The sequence below is a fragment of the Bacillus sp. EB106-04-04-XG123 genome (assembly GCF_058791855.1).
The window spans coordinates 424,065-443,939 of the sequence record NZ_JBYTDZ010000001.1 but is presented as its reverse complement, the minus strand read 5'-3'; the positions used below and the strand labels follow the sequence as shown (position 1 = coordinate 443,939).

Below are 19,875 nucleotides of genomic sequence, written 5' to 3'. Positions count from 1 at the left end.
TCGGCATGATAGGGGGATGTAAATCTTATTTAAATGGCTCTTTGCTTTCATATTTAAACCGGGCAATAAGTAAGCAGAAGTAGCATAGTACCCCAAACAAACAAGAAATAAAGAATGAATGAGCCAACGCGTAACCAAGTGCAAGCTGAGAATAAACAGACATCACACCTGAAATGGCTTGAAGTGTAATCAGAATGGCTGAGATGATCCATCCATAATACAGCTGCTTCTGTTCTTTATAATGTTTCATGGCATGGAACATAGCGACAAATATCCAGACGAATAAAAGAAGTGCTGCTGCTCGGTGAGACATTTGAACCCACTGATTAAAATAAGTTGGAAGCGCACCGTCTTTTGAACAAAACGGGAAGACAGAGCAAGCAAGGCTTGACTTTGTATGTCTCACATAAGCACCCGTATAGACAACGATATACGTATACGTGATCAACCCATAAATATGGAACTGCATCTTTTTGCCGATATGAAGCGGCTTCACAAGTTTTGTTTCAGATCTGGTTGCTTCAAAGACAAGAAGGGCAAGCAGTAATACTGAAGCAAATGAAATGAGTGAAATACCGAAATGCAGTGCCATCACAAGTGCGTTAGAACCAAATACGACGGCAAGAGCTCCTAAAAGCGCTTGAAGCACTAAGAATATAATGGACATGATGACCAAAAATTTGGTTTCACGGAATACTGGACTAATTTTTTTCCAGCATAAGACCGCTAGTGCCAGAACAAGAATGGTGGAAACCCCTGTTGACATGCGGTGACTCCATTCGATGATGGAAGCGGGATTCATTTCAGGAAAGAAACGACCGTGGCAAAGGGGCCAATGTCTACCGCAGCCAAGACCCGAACCGGTTTTCGTAACAAGCGCACCGCCAATCAGTACGATCAGCATCACAAATGTTGTGATCACGCTCAATAGCCTTAAAGCAAATTTCATCAAATTATTTCACCTTCTCTAAAAAACTTCTGATGTAAATGAAAACCTCACATGCTCTCAAGTTTAAGCCAAATGCGTGTTCTGTTGCAATTCATAATGACCAAAGTTCACAAAAAAATGATATGTTAGTTCACAAAGTTTACAGATTTAGAGTGCTTGATCTTTCTTTGACAGTCTGATAGAAATAGAGGAGAGAATATTTCATTTTGCACCGCCTTCTGAAACACACATATATCCTAATAAATTCACGAAAAGTTCACAAATAACTTCAAGTTTGTCGTTTATTATTTAATAGGATGTTTTTTTACAGCTGTTTATCTTGTATGATAGAGTTGTAATGATTTTACGTGTCATTCGTTCGTTTGAAGGTTTGGGCAAGGGAGGTTATACACATTGGCAAATTCCAAAACAGCCGCGGAAGCAGCTATTCATGGACAAATAGAAGAAACAACAGCGTGGAAAGATTTTCTTGCTCTGATTAAAATGGGCATCGTCAATTCCAATTTCATTACGACATTTACTGGAATGTGGCTTGCTTTTTATTTTACAGGTATGAGTTTTCTTGGAAATCTTGATATTGTGCTGTTAACAATGATTGGTTCTTCTCTTATTATTGCCGGTTCATGCGCGATTAATAATGCGTTTGACCGTGATATTGATATATTAATGGAAAGAACAAAAACAAGACCGACGGTTACAGGTAAAATTCAGCCGGGGCAAGCGTATGCATTTGGCATTCTGCTTGTTGTATTAGGACTCATTATGCTTCTGATGACAACCATTACATCAGCAGTGATTGGATTTATTGGAGTCTTTACTTATGCGGTTCTTTACACCATGTGGTCTAAACGCCATTACACCATCAATACAGTTATCGGAAGTGTATCTGGCGCGGTTCCGCCATTAATTGGCTGGACAGCTGTAACAGGTACAATCGACACAACGGCTTGGGTTTTGTTTATGATTCTGTTCATTTGGCAAATCCCGCACTTCCTATCACTTGCGATTAAGAAAACAGAAGATTACCGTAAGGCGGGCATTCCAATGCTGCCAGTTGTTTACGGCTTTGAAGTCACAAAACGCCAAATCATCATTTGGACAGCATGTCTTCTTCCACTTCCATTTTTCTTAGGTGGATTAGGATGGCCGATTGTCGCACTTGGTACACTGCTTAATATTGGATGGCTTGTTATTGGCCTTATGGGCTTTAAAATGAAAGACGTCATGAAGTGGTCAACGCTCATGTTCGTTTATTCATTAAACTACTTAACCATCTTTTTCGTAGCGATGATTATTATTACACTATTCTAGAGTGAAATACACTTTGATCACATCAAAACAATGGCTATATCTTATAACACAACATTTTCTAACAACTATGAAAGCCGCCTGATATTCAGTTCTATTTAGGCGGCTTTCTGTTTATACATAGATGGTATTTTGAGTAAAAACATCATTTTTTTATGAAAAGAGGAAATGTAAGTGCTTTTATAAGAGGCGGGGGTTATAGATGGGTGAGAAGTGATTTTATAAATAAGAGGTAAAAAGCGAAAGGCAAAGGAGATCAAGCAAAAGGGGTTGGGACAAATTATGATAAGAAAATGGCGTGTTTATTCACTGTTTCTCTTACTGACGCTCGTTTTGGCGGGCTGTGGTGAACCATACTTATCAACACTCAAGCCAGTTGGGGAAGTAGCAGATAAACAGTTTTTCCTAACGGTACTGAGTACACTTATTATGGTTCTTGTCGTCATTGTTGTATCGATCATTTTCTTTTACGTCATCATTAAATTCAAACGTTCTAAAGTGGGAGAAGATACGATTCCAAAGCAGGTGGAAGGGAACCGCAACTTGGAAATCACATGGACAGCGATTCCGATTCTTCTACTTATTATTCTCGTTGTACCTGTTGTGGCATACACGCTTGAACTAGGGGATACAAGCGCTATGGATAAGAAAAAACGAGATCCTGAAAAGACACTTGTTGTGAATGTAAGGGCCAGCTTATATTGGTGGGAATTTGAATACCCTGATTATGGGATTGTCACAAGTCAGGAATTGATCGTACCAACAGATCAAAAGGTGTACTTTAAGCTAAAAGCATCCGATGTCAAACACTCATTCTGGGTTCCATCGGCTGGCGGTAAAATTGATACAAACACAGATAATGAGAACAAATTTTATTTAATCTTTGACTCGAAACGAACGAAAGATGCAGGGGAATATTTCTACGGGAAATGTGCGGAGCTTTGCGGACCGTCACATGCTTTAATGGACTTTAAAGTTAAAACGCTTTCTCAAGATGAGTTCTTAGGATGGACGAAAAAAATGGCTGATTACAAGAAGCCTGAATCCACAAAAGATCTCGCTTTAGAGGGTGAAAAGCTATTTAAAGAGAAAAACTGTTTAAGCTGTCACGCAGTAGAGCCTGGTGACGAACGGCCGGAAGCAGCAAGGACAGCACCAAACCTTGCGACCTTCGGAGAACGGACGAAAGTAGCTGGAATCAAAGACATGAACAAAGAAAATGTGAAAGCATGGCTGAAAGATCCAGAAAGCTTTAAACCAGGTAATAAGATGACAGGAACGTACCCTAAATTAAATGACTCAGAAGCAGATGCACTTTACGAGTATTTAAAAGGTCTTAAAGTCGAGTAACAACTAGAGCAAATATGTAAGAGGGTATGTGATCGATGTGAAGTTTTTGTTAAGAGCTCCCGAATATGTCTCTACAACCGAGAAGTCGTCATCTGTCAGACATAGTCTGTTTAAAGGATCGTGAAGAAAGACATCTATATGAAAAGGGGCAAATGGGAGATAAGAGGGGGATTTCATGGTGAGTACAATAGCTAAAAAGCGGGGGTTTGGCGCTGTCTTATGGGATTACTTGACAACGGTTGACCACAAAAAAATTGCCATATTATATTTAGTGGCAGGGGGATTTTTCTTTTTGGTTGGCGGAATCGAAGCGATGTTTATCCGTATTCAGCTAGCCATCCCTGAAAGTGATTTTGTCAGTGCAGGGGTTTACAATGAAATCATGACGATGCATGGAACGACAATGATTTTCCTTGCAGCTATGCCGCTTTTATTTGCATTAATGAATGCGGTTGTACCAATTCAAATTGGTGCGCGTGACGTAGCATTTCCGTTTGTGAATTCACTTGGTTTTTGGTTATTCTTTTTCGGAGGAATTTTCTTAAACCTTGGATGGTTTATGGGCGGAGCACCTGATGCAGGCTGGACTGCATACGCTTCGCTCACGCTGAATTCAGAAGGGCATGGAATGGATTTCTATATTTTAGGTTTGCAGATAGCGGGTATTGGTACGCTGATTGCCGGGATTAACTTTCTTGCAACGATTATTAATATGAGAGCGCCTGGTATGACGTATATGAGAATGCCGCTCTTTACTTGGACGACATTTGTCGCCTCCGCACTTATTTTATTCGCATTCCCGCCGCTGACAGCAGGGCTTGCGATGCTGATGCTTGATAGAATGTTTGACACGAGCTTTTTCAATCCAGAGCTTGGAGGGAATACAATCATCTGGGAGCATTTGTTCTGGATTTTCGGACACCCGGAAGTATATATCTTGATCCTGCCGGCATTTGGAATCTTCTCTGAGATCATTCCTGTGTTTGCAAGAAAAAGACTGTTTGGCTACTCGTCCATGGTGTTCGCTACTGTATTGATTGGTTTCCTTGGATTCATGGTGTGGGCGCATCACATGTTCACAACAGGGCTTGGACCTATCGCCAATGCGATCTTTGCCGTAGCGACCATGGCAATTGCGGTGCCAACAGGAATTAAAGTGTTCAACTGGCTGCTCACGATATGGGGCGGTAATGTGAAGTTTACAACGCCGATGCTTTATTCTGTTGCCTTTATTCCGTCGTTCTTACTTGGCGGGGTAACCGGGGTCATGCTTGCGGCAGCTGCAGCGGATTATCAGTTCCATGATACGTATTTTGTTGTGGCGCATTTCCATTACGTCATTATCGGCGGGGTTGTATTCGGTATTTTAGCAGGTGTGCATTACTGGTGGCCGAAGATGTTTGGAAAGATACTGAATGAGAAACTTGGAAAAATTGGCTTTGTGCTGTTTTTCATCGGTTTCCATTTAACTTTCTTTATCCAGCATTTTCTCGGTCTATGGGGTATGCCGCGCCGGGTCTTTACATTCCTGCCAGGTCAGGGTCTCGAGCTTGGGAACTTGATCAGTACGATTGGGGCACTGTTTATGTTTGTAGCTGTTGTGATCATGCTGATTAACATCATCTGGACAACAGCAAAAGGGGAGCGTGTATCGAGCGATCCTTGGGGAGATGGAAGAACACTTGAATGGGCAGTGTCTTCGCCTCCACCAGAATACAACTTCAAACAGCTTCCGCTTGTGAGAGGACTAGATCCATTATGGATTGAAAAAATGGATGGTAAAAAAGGAATGACAGCATCTGAACCGCTCGATGATATTCACATGCCGAATAACTCCATTTTGCCTGTCATTATCTCATTCGGTCTATTTGTGTCAGCGTTTGGTTTCATGTATCGCCAAGAGCACGACTGGGGGCTTCCAGTGATCTTCATTGGTCTTGGTATTACGTTTGCGACCATGCTCGTTAGGTCTCTGAAAGATGATCATGGATACCATATTCACAAAGAAGATTTGACCGACGACGATGATAAAGGGGTGAAAGCATAATGGAACCACAAAAAATGACGGCGGAAACCTTTCCGGCTTCTCCTGAGAAAGCCACGTTAGAAGGGAAGAATAAGTTTGTCGGGTTCTGGCTGTTTCTTGGAGGAGAAACCGTTCTGTTTGCATCGCTTTTCGCCACGTATTTGGCGCTGAAAAACTCAAATGCAGGCGGAGCAAAAACAACTGATATGTTTGACCTCACACTTGTCTTTATTGCCACAATGCTTCTATTAACGAGCAGTTTAACGAGTGTGTATGCCATGTATCATATGAAAAACTTTGCCTTTAAAAAGATGCAGCTTTGGCTTGGTATCACGGTCCTTTTAGGTGCTGGATTTTTAGGGGTTGAGATTTATGAGTTTTATCACTACGTGCATGCGTATGAATTTACGATTACCAGCTCAGCTCTTGGTTCTTCCTTCTATACACTTGTAGGAACTCACGGAGCTCACGTCGCCTTCGGACTTTGCTGGATTACCGCTCTCATGATTCGAAATATGAGACGCGGACTCGATTTATACAATGCACCGAAATATTATGTGGCAAGTCTCTATTGGCACTTCATTGATGTTGTGTGGGTCTTCATCTTTACCGTTGTATATTTAATGGGAATGGTGGGATAAGAATGGGAAATAAAAACACAAATCAGTCCAAAGTCGACCTTGTATATCGTAAAAAGAAAAATGCCGAAGAAATGAAGCATCAGCTCATTTCTTTCGGCTTGATGATTGGATTAACATTTGTTGCGTTTTTAACGATCGCCTCAGAAGACGTTGGAAATTGGTTCGCAGTACCATTTATTTTACTGCTTGCAGGCATTCAGGTGGCTTTTCAGCTTTATTATTTTATGCACATGAACCAAAAAGGGCATGAAACACCCGCCTTGTTTCTATACTCAGGTGTGTTTGTTGCGTTTATTACCGTATTAGCCTTTTTGACCATTATATGGTGGTAAACCCGCTTTGCCCTTGAAGGAGGCGCAGCAATGGAGAACTTAGAAATATTCGGATTTCGGGCATTATGGAGCCCTTATTATTTGACTTGTATTGTGATAGCAGCTGCTCTTTATCTGCTTCTTGTGACAAAGGGGAAGCACCGTGCGACCGTGAAAGAGAAAACGTTATTTCTGACGGGGCTTGTTCTGTTATATGCTGTGAAAGGGAGCCCAATTGATTTAATGGGGCATATTATGTTTAGTGCACATATGGCGCAAATGGCGGTGCTCTATTTAGTCATCCCGCCTCTCCTTATTACAGGATTGCCTGCAGCCATCTGGGAGCGGATCATTCAAATACCAGGTATTCAAGCCTTTTTCCGTTTGTTTTCCAAGCCTTTAATTGCACTGCTTGGGTTTAACGGCTTGTTTTCGCTGTATCACATTCCACTTGTGTTTGATTTTGTGAAAACAGATCCGTTTTACCATGCATTGATGACGGTTGTTATTTTTATCGCTGCCTTTTTCATGTGGTGGCCGCTTGTCCATAAAGTCCAAAGTCTGCCGCAGATCACAGGCATTTTGAAGCTTGGATATATCATGGCAGACGGGATATTGATGACTCCGGCCTGTGCACTCATCATGTTTAGTGAGGCACCGATCTATGCAACCTATTCTGATGCAGGTGCATGGATACAAGCACTGCATTTATGTGTGCCAAGTGATATGCTTGCAGGCCTTGCTCTCACTGGTCCTGATATGTTCCACACCTTGCCGCTGCTAGAGGATCAGCAGCTAGGTGCCATTTTGATGAAAATTATTCAGGAGATTGTGTACGGCTCTATTCTTGCTGTTGTCTTCTTTGACTGGGCAAGAAAAGAAAGAGCAAAAGATGCCGTACCAGATGCGCTTATTCCGAAATATGAATAAAAAAGCACAGCCGACTGGCTGTGCTTTCATCTTAGAAAAAGGGCTAAAAGATCATTTTAGCCTTGTTTTATGCTTCAGCCGTCATGGCTTCTAGTTTTTCCTTCAGCTGTGCGAGTGTTTTTTTGCTTGATTGGATGAGAGACTTAGGGAATTCTTCGCCTTCGCCATATTCAACGCCATGTGGATAATAATGTTTTCCAAGTAATGGTGTTAGAAGCTGGATGTGTGCCTTTTTGGAACCGACATCTCCTTCAGTGGCGTAGCCGGAAATTCGTAAATAAAAGGTTCCCTCTACCATGCTGTACTTTCTGTCGTACGTCACACGCTCATAATCCCATTGATCGGCTCGTACAAATCCTTCACTTTCCATAATGAAATCTAATTTATTTAAGTCAGCTGATACCTCTTCAATCCCCGTACCTTCAAACTTCACCCAAAACCCCTCCTTATAAAATTTCCCTTTACTGACAATCATAGTATGAAAGCGTTAAACTTTCAACTGTGAAAGGTATGTTCTTTTATAAGCTGGTTACAGTAATAAAGAAAATAACGGATGGAGGAATTAACGTGAAAACGAAAAAAATCAAAGATATTATGACAAAAAAAGTAGTGACATGTCAGCAGGATGACAATACGTATGAAGCAGCAGTCAAAATGAGAGATGCTGACATCGGTGCCATTCCAGTAGTTGACGGAGATCAGCTCGTTGGAATAGTGACAGACCGTGACCTTGTGCTTAGAGGCATTGCAGAAAAAAAGCCAAATTCACAGGAAGTGGGCTCGCTGATGACAAAGGAAGTACTAACAGCTGAAGAAGATGCAACGCTTGAAGAAATTGTCCGACTCATGTCAGAGCATCAGCTCCGCCGCATTCCCGTTGTGAAAAACGGCGCATTAACAGGAATTGTCGCTCTTGGAGATTTATCTGTCGAAGATTTATCAAATGATCGCGCGGGAGATGCACTGACAGAAATCTCTCAACAGGATCAAGATCATGGACAAGGATTTCTTCATTAAGAGGGGCATATTTTAAATTCGTGTTAAATAGGCTGTATTGTCGTTGATAAATGGAGCAAGTTTTGTTTAAATGACAGTAGAAGGTACTTTTTGTACCTTGCCAATTTAACGGAGGTGTTTATTTGAAAACTGTGCTCAAAACACTCCTCATCCTCCTGATTATATCTGGAACGTACGTTCTGTTTATTCAATATGGATCTTCACCAGAAAAAGAAAACAGCAATGAACCGAAGGTGTCTAATGAAGAAACATCTAGCGATAAGCCGATCAATATCCCAAAGAAGGGGCTCATGTCCTTTATGGGGAAATCTTCAAACGAAGTGCTTAAACAGCTGGGAGAACCAGATCGCATTGATCCTTCCGCATATGATTATGACTGGTGGATTTACAACCAATCGAAGAAGCACTATATTCAAGTAGGGGTAAAGGATAGTAAAGTGGTGACCTTGTTTGCAACAGGAGACGGACTGAATGTAGAACCATTTAAAATCGGTCAAGCCACGAGTGAAGTATTTAAGAAAACACAAATTGCACCTTACATTCATGTAGAGGATGAACAAAATTCATACCGCTTTGAATTCTCAGAAGATGATATGAATACAAGACCCACTGTGAAAGTGGGAGATGATGTGTATGTTCAGCTTTACATGGATAAGTTTGAAAGCACCCTTTCAAGTATCAGGGCCTTCAACGCAGATACATTTGTGAAACAAAAGCCGTATGAGGTCGTCTACCGAGGTCAATTGGTAGAACCTGAGCCGATATCGGGCGAAAAGTGGAAAGATATCGAAACATCCAGTCAAAAACAAATTTTTGATATGACCAATATTATCCGCCATAAGTACAACCTGCCGATCTTAAAGTGGGATGATGAAACCTCTGAAGTGGCCTTTATGCATAGTGAGGACATGAAAGAGAATCATTATTTCTCCCATGAATCTAAAAAATACGGTACGCTGAAAGACCGGTTAGAAAGAGGCGAGGTGGGCTTTCAGCTCGCAGGTGAAAACATTGCCTATAACTATGTCGATGGACCTGCAGCGGTAGAGGGCTGGCTCAATAGTGAAGGTCACAGGAAGGCGTTATTAAATAAAGATTACACGCATCTTGGCGTAGGGGTGAAAGAAAAATATTACACCCAGAATTTCATCAAGAAATCATCTTAAACGAAAGCAGCTGCATAAGTCGCAGCTGTTTTTTTGATGTTTAAAAAGAGGCTCACCAAAATAGATGCTGGTGTATATAGTATAGTAGGCATTTGTATGGGGGGTGAGGATATGACAAACAAGCAAAAACAAACATCCATTGATGAATTTAAACAATTCGTCAGACGCCATCCGAAGTTAATTCAAGAAGTGCAAACGCAAGAAAAAAGCTGGCAAAGTGTCTACGAGAATTGGGTCATGTTTGGTGAGGAAGATGAGATGTGGTCACCTTACCGGCAATCGAAATCTGAAGACACTAAAGAAGAAAAAGCCTCTAAGCCAAGTGAAGCAGGAAAAGCAGATTTTATGTCTAAAATGGTTTCTGCTGTGAAAAAAATGGACGCTGATCAAATGAATGAACAGATTAACAAAATGAGCCAGTCTATTTCCTCTTTACAAAGCTTACTCGGCCAATTTTCATCCAATGGTTCAAAGAAAGGTTCATCTGGAGGCAGTCAGCACCCATTCTCCTTCAGGAAAGATTAAGTGAAAGGGGATGCTTCTGGTGCGAAAAGAAGTACAGGAATTTGTCATGGCCGAAGAGGATCGAATCAAATTCATAAGGCAGCGTCCTCTCTGGTACAGACAGCTGACGCGACATCCTGAAAATCTATCGTCCTTTGAATTAGATAAAATGAACTTTTACGAAAAAACCATTCCTCATCGTGTAAGTCAGTTGAGCAATAGCGTCCAAATGGCTGAAATGATGATTCAAATGTTCCAAGCAATGCGCAATCAAAATGGAGCCGGTTGAGGCTTTTTTGAGTTGATTAAGATGTCTATTTCCTGAGCATCCTATAAAAGTAGATGAAAGGAGAATCAGATGATGAAATGGATGCTGTCAATAGGCGCATTGCTTTTTCTTGTTACCGGGTGTCAAAGTCAACATGGAGAAGAGCAAGTGATCAAGCAAGACCCAGCATTACCAGTCATGCAGCAAGCCAAAAGCGAAATGAAGCAGCAAGGCTTTTTGAAATACAAAGTGCAGGGATCGTCGGTCTATATAGAAAGTACACTTCAAGATTTTCATCTTCAGCCAGAGCGTCTAAAAAAGAACGAGAAGGCGGGATATTTCACAGTGTATGTAGACGGGAAACGTGCAGGGAATGAGTATACTGCGGCATTTGTGGTCAAGCACCTTTCAAAAGGAAAGCATAAAATGACCGTTGTGCTGAATTCTCGTCATCCAGAATATAAACAGAAAAGAGAAACATGGGATGTATTTGTCACGTAAAAGCATTTTCTGATCCATAGGTTTCGTGGTAAACTATGAATTGGAGGTGCAACATTTATGTATGCGACAATCGAATCTGTGGAGCTCCAAGAGGAAGCAAATCAATTGGCTGCCATGATTCTTCAGTCGGAGGAGGCTGAACATTACCGCAACTGCTTTAAGCGTCTCCAGCAAGACGAAGAAGCCCAACAAATTATTGCCCATTTTACAAAAGTAAAAGAGCAATATGAGGATGTGCAGCGGTTCGGCAAATACCATCCGGACTATAGAACGATCTCAAAGGAAATGCGTGAGGTCAAAAGAAAGCTAGATCTTCACGATACAGTGGTTGATTTCAAAAAAGCAGAAACAGCGATTCAATCCATCTTAGATGAGATTAGTATTGAAATCGGTCAAGCTGTATCAGCATATATTAAAGTTCCAACAGGGAACCCATATTTTGATGGTCTATCATCATGCGGCGGTGGCTGTGGATCAGGTGGCAGCTGCGGCTGTAAAGTATCTTGACGAGACTTGAATGTCTCGTCTTTTACATAATGAATGAAAAGAATTGAAAAGCGGCAGGTGAAAAGATGGAAACCAAACGTCAAGGGATGGTCGTCTGGCTGCATTCGTTAAAGCAGTCTAAAGCGCTAAGAAAATTCGGGAATGTTCACTATATTTCAAGGAAAATGAAATATGCGGTGATCTATTGTGATATGAATGATCTTGAGCGCCATATGGCTAAGCTCAGCTCGTTACCATTTGTGAAACGTGTTGAGCCTTCATATAAACCTTTTATTAAATTAGAGTACGAATCCAAATTGGACAAAGCAAAAGAGTATGATTATAAGGTGGGCTTTTAAAGACACAAAAAAATCCCCGCGGCATCACCCGCGGGGTCCTTCTATTCTTAATGATTCATTAAGGAGAAGGCAAAGGGAGAGGAGAAACCGGAGGAAGAACTTATGGGGAAACGTAAGTCTTCTCCGCGGTTGGCAACAGCACCACATCAGATGCTGTTATAAGTAGTATGACCCCGGATTTCTTGATCTATACATAGAAAATGAATGAAAATCCGCGCATTGTTCCTTGAGGAGTGATGTGGTAAGATAATGTTGAATTTTTTGTCATCAACAATGACCAATAGAAGCAAGCAGAAAAAGTGGTGGAAAAATGAGAGTCATCTCTGGAACGAGAAAAGGCCGCACACTTAAAGCGGTACCAGGTCAATCAACAAGACCGACGACAGATAAAGTAAAAGAATCGATATTTAATATGATCGGCCCGTATTTCGATGGCGGATGGGCTCTTGATTTATTTGCAGGAAGCGGTGGTTTAGGGATTGAAGCGCTTTCTAGAGGATTCGATCATTGCATATTTGTTGATCGCGATATGAAGGCGATTCAGACGATTAAAGGCAACCTGAATCAATTGTCGCTAATGGATCAAAGTGAAGTGTTTCGAAATGAAGCAAAGCGTGCACTCGCAGCTGTTGTGAAACGAGATGAATCCTTTCAAGCCATCTTCCTTGATCCGCCCTATAAAGATCAACAGCTAAAAGCACTTCTTGAAATGATTGACGAGCACGCCTTGTTAACAGATGACGGCGTGATCGTGTGTGAGCACGACAAAGATGTGAAGCTGCCAGAAGAAGCAGGACAACTTCACATCACAAGACAGGAACTGTACGGATTGACTGGTATTACGATCTATAGAAAGCGGGGAAATTAATATGGGGAACATAGCCGTTTGTCCGGGCAGCTTCGATCCAGTCACATTGGGGCATTTGGATATCATCAAAAGAGGTGCAAAGATTTTTGATGAAGTGTATGTATGTGTATTAAATAATTCATCTAAAAAACCGTTATTTACTGTTGAAGAACGGTGTGAGCTTATTCGCCAAGCGACGAAGGAGCTGCCAAATATCAAAGTTGAATCCTTTCACGGCCTTCTCGTTGATTATGCGAAGCAAAAAGAAGCCAAAGTCATTTTACGCGGACTAAGAGCTGTGACGGACTTTGAGTATGAAATGCAAGGCACCTCAATGAACAAAGTGTTAGACGATGAAATTGAAACGTTTTTTATGATGACCAACAATCAATATTCCTTCTTAAGCTCCAGCATTGTCAAAGAAGTAGCGAAATATCATGGGGCAGTCAAAGATCTTGTACCAAAAGAGGTAGAAGCAGCGCTAAAGGAAAAATTTAATGGATGAGTGCACCTGGCACTCATCCATTTTTTAATTTCCGATAGTAGAGCGCGATATACACAATCAAGCTGCAAAGTGTGATCAAAGGACCAGCTGTCACAAGTTGATTCCAAAGCACGCTGCTGAACATGACGACCTGCTGGCCTGCATTAAAGGCACCCGCTGGGAGAGCGATGTCTGATCGAGAGACATAAAGAGGCTTGAATAATAAAAAGGCAAAAACAGCTGCATAAATCCCGTGAAGCAAACGGGCGAAGAAAAATGGTTTAAAGCGGATATCGGTTGCCGCTAGAATGCCGGCGACTTGAGCTTGAACAGAAAACCCGCTGAATCCTAAAATAAAGCTGACGACAATGGTTTTAGCGAGAAGGGTGACTTCCTGTGACCCCGTCATCTGGCTTCCTAATGTGATTTCAAATAAACCAGCAATCATGGCAAGGTCTAATTCTGGCGGAAGGTGCATCGTTTGCAGCATATATCCGAGCCCTATGGATAAAAGGTCTGTCACATGGACAACTGACAGCATTTTGCTAAACACAGAAAATAAGATAATAAAGCCGCCAATCATAAAGAGTGTTTGGACTGATGACATGACTGCATCACTTAAAATTTGGCCGAGCGGTCTTTTCTCTGCGAGTCTTGCTGTATGAAGAGCATTGAATGCCTCTTTAAACGGCGGGAATAAAAATTTCTTGCGGCTTCTTAAATGCGCATCATGCCTCGCTTTATATCCCCGCATCGTCACACCAACAGCAAGGTTCCCTAAATAATGTGCGCTTGCCAATACAATGCCTAGAGCTGGGTGATGAAAAAAACCAACAGCCACCGCACCGAAAATAAACAATGGATTCGATGAATTTGTAAAGGAAACGAGACGCTCTGCTTCGATCCGCGTCAGCTGCCTTTCCTGCCTCAATCTTGTCGTTAATTTCGCACCGGAAGGAAACCCTGAAGCCATTCCCATTGCTAGGACAAATCCGCCTACACCTGGCACCCGGAAGATGGGGCGCATAAATGGCTCTAATAATACTCCGACAAATCTGACAATCCCGAAACTAATTAATAGCTCGGACAAAATAAAAAAAGGAAGCAATGATGGAAACACAACCTCCCACCACATTGCAAGTCCATTTTTCGACGCTTGCAAAGAGGCTTGTGGGTGTGTAATCACAGTGGCTGTTAAAAAAATAAAAAAAGCAGCGATGAACAGAGTGTTCCATTTTTTCATGGAGATTTCGCCCCTTGCCGTTATGATCTATTGGCGTGCTCGTGATAAGAAATTTGCCGAGCCTGTCTTCTATTACTATACGAGCAGTAGGGGCATGTTTAGACCTATAGATTCGTATATATGCATAGAAAGAGGAGGGTGGATTTTCATGAAGCGACCGATCATCGGGCTTGCATTAGGCTCCGGGGGTGCGAGGGGAATGGCGCATATCGGGGTTTTGTCTAGTCTTGAGAAGCAAGGGATACAGGTAGATATGATCGCAGGAAGCAGTATTGGCGCACTTGTTGGGAGCTTTTATGCGGCAGGACAAGACGTAGAAAAAATGAAAAAACTTGCACTTGTCTTCAGAAGAAAGTATTATGCTGACTATACACTGCCAAAAATCGGTCTTTTAAAAGGAAATCGAATTTTGCAGCTGATTCACACGTTTACATATGGGAAAACATTCGAAGAATTAAGAATGCCCCTTGCGGTGGTCGCCTGTGACCTCGAAACAGGGGAGAAGGTTGTGTTTAAAGAAGGGTCTGTCTCACAAGCAGTCAGAGCAAGCATCAGCATTCCAGGCGTGTTTGTTCCTCACGAAATGGGCGGCAGACAGCTAGTGGATGGAGCGGTTGTTGACCGCATTCCTGTGTCTGTGTTAAAAGAAATGGGCGCAGACCTTATCATCGCCTCTGATGTATCAAGGGTGAAAAAAACAGAAAAGGCGACGAGATTATCGGATGTGATTATGCAAAGTTTGGACATCCTTCAAAATGAATTGGTCCGTCATCAAACCATTCATGCAGATCTCATGATTCGGCCGAGGCTTGAAACATTTAGCTCTAGTTCGTTCACGCAGGTTCAGGAGATGATTGAAGCTGGTGAGCTCGCCGCAGACCAATTAACAGGTAAACTGAAAGATGTCATTGATAAATGGGAGTGTTAATCGAATGAAAAAATTGAATATTCGCTGGCTCAGCTTTTTTATCGTTGTTCTTGTCTTATTTGGCTTAACTTTTGTCAAACTGCCGTATTACGTGACAAAGCCGGGTGATGCAACAGAAATTGCCCCTCACATTCAAGTGGACGGTGGATACGGTGAGAAGGGCAGCTTCTCTCTTATGACAATTAAAGTAGGTCCAGCAAATCCGTATACGTATTTGCTTGCGAAAATGAATAAATATGACGAAATCGTCCCAGAAGAAAATATTAAAGCGGACGGAGAGTCGGATGAAGATTATATGAAAAGACAGCTTCAGCTAATGAAAAGCTCTCAAGAAAATGCCATGATTGCAGCGTATACAAAAGCAGGTAAAAAAGTAGATTATACGTTTAATGGAGTATATGCGAGCTACGTCATGAAAGGCATGCCTGCTTACGGCAAAATTGAAGTGGGTGACCGGATTAAAAGCGTTGATGGCAAGACGTATGACTCTGCTGATAAAATGGTGTCGTATATCAGTCGTCAAAAAGCAGGTACATCTGTCCGTTTTGTCCTTGAACGAAACGGCAAGGATATCACGCAGCAAGTGAAGTTAAAACCTTTTAAAGAAGAGCCGAATCGAGTCGGGATTGGCGTATCATTATTTACAGATCGAAATGTGAAAGTCTCGCCTTCCATTAAGGTCGATATTGAAAATATCGGCGGCCCGTCGGCAGGTTTAATGATGTCACTTGAAATTTATAACCAGCTAACAAAGGAAGACGAAACTCATGGCTATGCGATTGCAGGGACCGGAACGATTGACGCAGATGGCACGGTCGGGCCAATTGGCGGCATTGATCAAAAGGTCGTTGCAGCAGATAAAGCAGGAAAAGATATCTTCTTTGCACCAAACGATAAAGGTGATCCAAACTCAGACTACAAAAATGCAGTGAAAACAGCGAAAGATATTAAAAGTGATATGAAAATCGTTCCTGTGGACACAATGCAGGACGCACTGAACTATTTAAACAAGTTAAAAGAGAAAGCATCTTAACTAAAAAAAGAGCAGCCTTCATCAAAGGCTGCTCTTTTTATCAAGATTGGAAGAGACCAGTCTCTTCATCATAGCGGATCGGTGAGGTTTTAAATTCTGCTTCTGTTAACTTTGTTTGCATTGGTTCGCTGATGGGAAGGCTGAAGACGCGGGAAGCACGAATGTCAAGATCAAGGGCAGGGTGTGAAAAGGAAGACAGCTTGCTGATGAGCGGTACGTCCAATTCTTTTTTGACAAGTGATAAGTATTGCTGTCCTTTCTTTGACATACCAAGTAAACGAATGTATGGCGTGTGTTTCTCGTTTAGCAGCTCATGCATCACAGTTTTCTTTACCCTCATTAAAAGGTGCGTATTCATCCGCTGCAGCCTTGTCCACGTATATCGTTTTGTTTTCAAAAGTGATAGATATTCCTCGTAGGAGGACGCATGTGTGATCGCCTTTTGCATGCGGTGTTCGATGCCTTCTTCAATTTCATAGATGCCTTCTAGTTCTGCTGTATCCATTGTATGAAACACATGTTTTAAGAAGCTGAAATAGTCTTCTTGTGTATGTAAAAGATCATAAGAAGAATAATAGTCATGTAATTGCTTAAGCGAAGCTTCCGGAAGATAAGAGGCGACAGTTTCAAATGACCCATTCTCTTTTAACGCTTTTCGGATGCTTGTTGCGCTTGCGATTTTCTGATGTTTAGGAAGCTCTTGATCATGATAACCTGATGCAATTCTTTGAGAGGTAAAGGGCTCTATGTGAGGAGATCTCTCTAAGATCGCTTTGACATAATGGAAGCCTAAAATGTTATTGGGCTTAGACAGATCCAGTAAGTGTTTAGGATCAATGATCTCTTGAAACGCAGCGGCAGAGGCAGCTGGATAACTAAGCCCTTCTTTGACCTTTGCTTTTGTGAAAAGATCAATTTCTTCTTTTTTCTCATGCCAAGCGTGAGCTGTTCGTTCAAATGCTTTGATATCTCCATCCTCGCTTCCGAAAAAAAGGGAGCGGCATTTTAAAGCGTCTAAAATGGACACAGCGCCGTTTGCAAAGGTTTCTGCCTTTTGCACTGCATATATGTATGGAAGCTCACATACGATGTCTACACCGTTTTGTAATGCCATTTTAGTACGTGCCCATTTAGAGACGATGGCAGGCTCTCCGCGCTGGAGGAAGGAACCGCTCATGACGGCAATGGCTACATCTGAGGAGGTATGTGTTTTCGCCTGACGAACATGATAGGCATGTCCATAATGAAATGGATTGTACTCGACAACAACTCCTGTTGCTTTCAATAGATGTTCCGCCTTTCTTGCTATGGTTAAATGGTCTATGCTACAGTAGCATAAGGGAAAAATGAAGCCCATTTTTTTCAGTGTAGGCATTCCGTGAACTGATGTCAAACAACGCTCTGACATCACAAAGGACTGTAAAGAAAAAATATTGACAAATAGCATGATGAAAGCTATAATCATGTTTGTTGCTCTTAGAGGTGATACAATTGAAATGGACAGTTTATCAGTTACATCAAAAAGCTAAAAACAGCTTCGATTTTCATGAGACGGTTGACTTAAATGAACTTACTAGCCTTCATTCAGATATACGTCGCATTTCACCAGTAGAGGTGAAAGGGACTGGAGTGATCGAATCAAAGCAAGTCGCATTTGATTTAACCATCACAGGTGAAATGACATTGCCTTGTTCAAGAACGCTTGTTGATGTAAATTATCCATTTGCGATTTCAACGAAAGAACTATTTGTACTTCATAAGACAGACGATATAGAAGATGAAGACGTATCTGTTGTAGAAGACGATATCATCGACTTAACGCCTATAGTCAAGGAAGAAATTCTTCTTGAAGTGCCGATGCAAATCTTTTGCGACCAAACAGACGTAAAAGGTGCTGCACCACAGGAAGGGAATGACTGGGCGGTCATTTCGGAAGATGCACATCAAAACCGAATTGATCCGCGTCTGGAAGGCTTGAAGAAGCTCTTAGAAGAAAATAATGAATCTTAACTCTTTAAGGAGGTGGGAATAATGGCTGTACCTTTTAGAAGAACTTCTAAAATGAAAAAAAGATTGCGTCGTACGCATTTCAAACTACAAGTACCTGGTATGGTAGCTTGCCCAGAATGCGGTGAAATGAAAATTTCTCATCGTGTCTGCAAATCTTGCGGAACATACAAAGGCAAAGACGTAAAAAGCAACTAATGCTTGATAAAAAAGCGTAAGGGAATCTTCCCTTGCGTTTTTTTATTTGTCTATTTTTTAGGTTTCTCTCCTGCAAATAGTCTATCTACTCTAGTAAGCGCATATGATGTGGTATTCAGATTCAGGGGGGATGATCAATTGACGATTACAAGGCAGGATGCATGGACACAAGATGAAGATTTACTTTTAGCAGAAGTCGTCTTAAGACACATTCGAGATGGAGGAACGCAGCTTTCCGCATTTGAGGAAGTCGGGAAAGCATTGTCAAGAACAGCTGCAGCATGTGGATTCAGATGGAACTCATACGTTAGAAAACAATATCAGGCAGGCATTGAGCTGGCGAAAAAACAGCGAAAAGAACTGCGTAAAAAGATTGGAATTCATTCCTCAGGTTTACCGCAAAATACGTTAACGATAGAAGAGAAGACATCTTCAGATCAGACTGAATTAACCTTGCGAGAAGTGATTCAGTTTTTAGAGCAGCTTGAAAAAGAACCTGCTGGCTCTGCTTATTTACGCGAAGAACTAGCGGATGCACAGCATCAACTGAAGTCGCTCACGGAAGAAAATGAACATTTGAAGCGGCAATTAAAAATGACAGAAGAAGATTACCGGGCACTCATTGGGATTGTTGAAAGAGTCAAACAGAATATCAACTTAAAAGAATATGCTAAATAAGAAAACGCCCCTCACAGAGAAAGGAGGGGCGTTTTGCCATCAGTATTAAGCAGATTCACCTGTATTCTTTTGAATATGGGCGGGCTCCCAGATGAGTGGATTTTCACCTTTGTCGCGTTCCATATCATATTTCACCGCTTCAAAGCCCATTTTATCCCAAAAACCGGCAGATTTGACGCGTGGATTGGTTCGGATAGGCAACCCGAAAGATTTGGCGAAATCAACAAGTGCCTCGCCGTACCCTTTACGCTGATACCCAGGAAGCACTTCCAGCTTCCACAGCTCTAAATAATCATGATTGTGGTCAAAATACGTTGTCGTCGAGCCGTCCACTTGATAAAGGCTCATACGTGCAACCAGCTTATCTCCAAAATAAATCCCGTAAAATGGAGAGTTGCTGTCATTTTCTATCATATTACTTTCAAGGTCTTCAAGCATGGATAGTTCTTGTATGCCATATTCCTTAAATTGTTTAAATTCCTCTAAAGTTTTGTAATTGATTAGAAGTCGCTTTACTTGTGTCATATGATCTTCCCCCTTACACACATAATGTTGACAGTGATGTCGTTGAAGGCGTTTTCATCCCATCCGCCTCAAAAAGTTTTTACACTTATTATTATAGTTTTTAAATTAAAAAAATT

Annotated in this window: 25 protein-coding genes; 20 read left to right on the top strand and 5 right to left on the bottom strand. The window is 41.7% G+C overall.

Annotated elements, in window-relative coordinates:
* Positions 1 to 25 precede the first annotated feature (25 nt).
* On the bottom strand, positions 26 to 949 hold the full coding sequence (locus AC3WTB_RS02225) for a COX15/CtaA family protein (protein ID WP_492333250.1): 924 nt from the start codon (positions 947 to 949) through the stop codon (positions 26 to 28).
* A gap of 393 nt (positions 950 to 1,342) precedes the next feature.
* Here AC3WTB_RS02225 and cyoE point away from each other — a divergent pair, with 393 nt between their 5' ends.
* The 6 genes from cyoE (at position 1,343) to ctaG (ending at position 7,515) form a co-directional block, all read left to right on the top strand.
* Positions 1,343 to 2,260, top strand: a complete 918-nt coding sequence (gene cyoE / locus AC3WTB_RS02220; protein ID WP_059377041.1) for a heme o synthase — start codon at positions 1,343 to 1,345, stop codon at positions 2,258 to 2,260.
* A 279-nt stretch (positions 2,261 to 2,539) separates the two neighbouring features.
* The gene (gene coxB, locus AC3WTB_RS02215) at positions 2,540 to 3,607 is read left to right on the top strand and encodes a cytochrome c oxidase subunit II (RefSeq protein ID WP_039178282.1); all 1,068 of its coding nucleotides are present in this window, start codon (positions 2,540 to 2,542) and stop codon (positions 3,605 to 3,607) included.
* Between the two features lie 175 nt (positions 3,608 to 3,782).
* Positions 3,783 to 5,654 (top strand): cytochrome c oxidase subunit I, encoded by a 1,872-nt coding sequence (gene ctaD, locus AC3WTB_RS02210; RefSeq protein WP_039178285.1) that lies wholly within the window; start codon positions 3,783 to 3,785, stop codon positions 5,652 to 5,654.
* Entirely contained in the window at positions 5,654 to 6,274 is a 621-nt protein-coding gene (gene ctaE / locus AC3WTB_RS02205) for a cytochrome c oxidase subunit III (protein ID WP_024424780.1), read from the top strand. Before ctaD ends, ctaE begins: the two co-directional genes overlap by 1 nt.
* A 2-nt stretch (positions 6,275 to 6,276) precedes the next feature.
* Positions 6,277 to 6,606, top strand: a complete 330-nt coding sequence (gene ctaF / locus AC3WTB_RS02200) for a cytochrome c oxidase subunit IVB (protein ID WP_024426910.1) — start codon at positions 6,277 to 6,279, stop codon at positions 6,604 to 6,606.
* A 30-nt stretch (positions 6,607 to 6,636) separates the two neighbouring features.
* Positions 6,637 to 7,515 (top strand): cytochrome c oxidase assembly factor CtaG, encoded by an 879-nt coding sequence (ctaG, locus tag AC3WTB_RS02195; protein ID WP_492333249.1) that lies wholly within the window; start codon positions 6,637 to 6,639, stop codon positions 7,513 to 7,515.
* Positions 7,516 to 7,582: 67 nt separating this feature from the next.
* On the opposite strand, the gene AC3WTB_RS02190 is transcribed toward ctaG, so the two are convergent.
* On the bottom strand, positions 7,583 to 7,948 hold the full coding sequence (locus tag AC3WTB_RS02190) for a YugN family protein (protein ID WP_039178290.1): 366 nt from the start codon (positions 7,946 to 7,948) through the stop codon (positions 7,583 to 7,585).
* Positions 7,949 to 8,109: 161 nt separating this feature from the next.
* On the opposite strand from AC3WTB_RS02190, the gene AC3WTB_RS02185 reads away from it, so the two are divergent.
* From AC3WTB_RS02185 to coaD, 9 genes are all read left to right on the top strand, one after another.
* Positions 8,110 to 8,532, top strand: a complete 423-nt coding sequence (locus AC3WTB_RS02185; RefSeq protein ID WP_034663862.1) for a CBS domain-containing protein — start codon at positions 8,110 to 8,112, stop codon at positions 8,530 to 8,532.
* Positions 8,533 to 8,654: 122 nt separating this feature from the next.
* A complete protein-coding gene (locus AC3WTB_RS02180; RefSeq protein ID WP_058837749.1) occupies positions 8,655 to 9,698 on the top strand; it encodes a CAP domain-containing protein in 1,044 nt (347 codons plus the stop codon).
* A 111-nt stretch (positions 9,699 to 9,809) separates the two neighbouring features.
* The gene (locus tag AC3WTB_RS02175) at positions 9,810 to 10,223 is read left to right on the top strand and encodes a YlbD family protein (RefSeq protein WP_064498407.1); all 414 of its coding nucleotides are present in this window, start codon (positions 9,810 to 9,812) and stop codon (positions 10,221 to 10,223) included.
* A 19-nt stretch (positions 10,224 to 10,242) separates the two neighbouring features.
* A complete protein-coding gene (locus tag AC3WTB_RS02170; protein WP_039178297.1) occupies positions 10,243 to 10,491 on the top strand; it encodes a YlbE-like family protein in 249 nt (82 codons plus the stop codon).
* A 72-nt stretch (positions 10,492 to 10,563) separates the two neighbouring features.
* On the top strand, positions 10,564 to 10,971 hold the full coding sequence (locus AC3WTB_RS02165; protein ID WP_059377049.1) for a hypothetical protein: 408 nt from the start codon (positions 10,564 to 10,566) through the stop codon (positions 10,969 to 10,971).
* A gap of 57 nt (positions 10,972 to 11,028) precedes the next feature.
* Positions 11,029 to 11,478, top strand: a complete 450-nt coding sequence (gene ricF / locus AC3WTB_RS02160; protein ID WP_007499807.1) for a regulatory iron-sulfur-containing complex subunit RicF — start codon at positions 11,029 to 11,031, stop codon at positions 11,476 to 11,478.
* 65 nt (positions 11,479 to 11,543) lie between these two features.
* The gene (locus AC3WTB_RS02155; protein WP_003212137.1) at positions 11,544 to 11,816 is read left to right on the top strand and encodes a YlbG family protein; all 273 of its coding nucleotides are present in this window, start codon (positions 11,544 to 11,546) and stop codon (positions 11,814 to 11,816) included.
* Positions 11,817 to 12,126: 310 nt separating this feature from the next.
* Positions 12,127 to 12,684, top strand: a complete 558-nt coding sequence (gene rsmD / locus AC3WTB_RS02150) for a 16S rRNA (guanine(966)-N(2))-methyltransferase RsmD (protein WP_216100332.1) — start codon at positions 12,127 to 12,129, stop codon at positions 12,682 to 12,684.
* 1 nt (position 12,685) lies between these two features.
* A complete protein-coding gene (gene coaD / locus AC3WTB_RS02145) occupies positions 12,686 to 13,168 on the top strand; it encodes a pantetheine-phosphate adenylyltransferase (RefSeq protein WP_024426917.1) in 483 nt (160 codons plus the stop codon).
* Between the two features lie 13 nt (positions 13,169 to 13,181).
* Here coaD and ylbJ read toward each other — a convergent pair whose 3' ends face one another.
* A complete protein-coding gene (gene ylbJ / locus AC3WTB_RS02140) occupies positions 13,182 to 14,390 on the bottom strand; it encodes a sporulation integral membrane protein YlbJ (protein ID WP_492333248.1) in 1,209 nt (402 codons plus the stop codon).
* A 148-nt stretch (positions 14,391 to 14,538) separates the two neighbouring features.
* On the opposite strand from ylbJ, the gene AC3WTB_RS02135 reads away from it, so the two are divergent.
* Complete coding sequence (locus tag AC3WTB_RS02135; RefSeq protein WP_041084940.1) at positions 14,539 to 15,318, top strand: patatin-like phospholipase family protein; 780 nt, start codon at positions 14,539 to 14,541, stop codon at positions 15,316 to 15,318.
* Positions 15,319 to 15,322: 4 nt separating this feature from the next.
* Positions 15,323 to 16,351, top strand: coding sequence for a SepM family pheromone-processing serine protease (locus AC3WTB_RS02130; RefSeq protein ID WP_047201772.1), 1,029 nt, complete (start codon positions 15,323 to 15,325; stop codon positions 16,349 to 16,351).
* Between the two features lie 40 nt (positions 16,352 to 16,391).
* On the opposite strand, the gene AC3WTB_RS02125 is transcribed toward AC3WTB_RS02130, so the two are convergent.
* A complete protein-coding gene (locus AC3WTB_RS02125) occupies positions 16,392 to 17,636 on the bottom strand; it encodes a nucleotidyltransferase (protein ID WP_247544225.1) in 1,245 nt (414 codons plus the stop codon).
* A gap of 206 nt (positions 17,637 to 17,842) precedes the next feature.
* Here AC3WTB_RS02125 and AC3WTB_RS02120 point away from each other — a divergent pair, with 206 nt between their 5' ends.
* The 3 genes from AC3WTB_RS02120 (at position 17,843) to gerR (ending at position 19,234) form a co-directional block, all read left to right on the top strand.
* Positions 17,843 to 18,361, top strand: coding sequence for a YceD family protein (locus AC3WTB_RS02120; protein WP_019743276.1), 519 nt, complete (start codon positions 17,843 to 17,845; stop codon positions 18,359 to 18,361).
* Positions 18,362 to 18,382: 21 nt separating this feature from the next.
* Positions 18,383 to 18,556: a 50S ribosomal protein L32 gene (gene rpmF / locus AC3WTB_RS02115; RefSeq protein ID WP_008354700.1), complete on the top strand. Its 174-nt coding sequence runs from the start codon at positions 18,383 to 18,385 to the stop codon at positions 18,554 to 18,556.
* Positions 18,557 to 18,694: 138 nt separating this feature from the next.
* A complete protein-coding gene (gene gerR, locus AC3WTB_RS02110) occupies positions 18,695 to 19,234 on the top strand; it encodes a sporulation-specific transcriptional regulator GerR (protein WP_039178316.1) in 540 nt (179 codons plus the stop codon).
* Between the two features lie 45 nt (positions 19,235 to 19,279).
* Here gerR and AC3WTB_RS02105 read toward each other — a convergent pair whose 3' ends face one another.
* Positions 19,280 to 19,759, bottom strand: coding sequence for an N-acetyltransferase (locus AC3WTB_RS02105; RefSeq protein WP_007499784.1), 480 nt, complete (start codon positions 19,757 to 19,759; stop codon positions 19,280 to 19,282).
* Between the last annotated feature and the right edge of the window lie 116 nt (positions 19,760 to 19,875).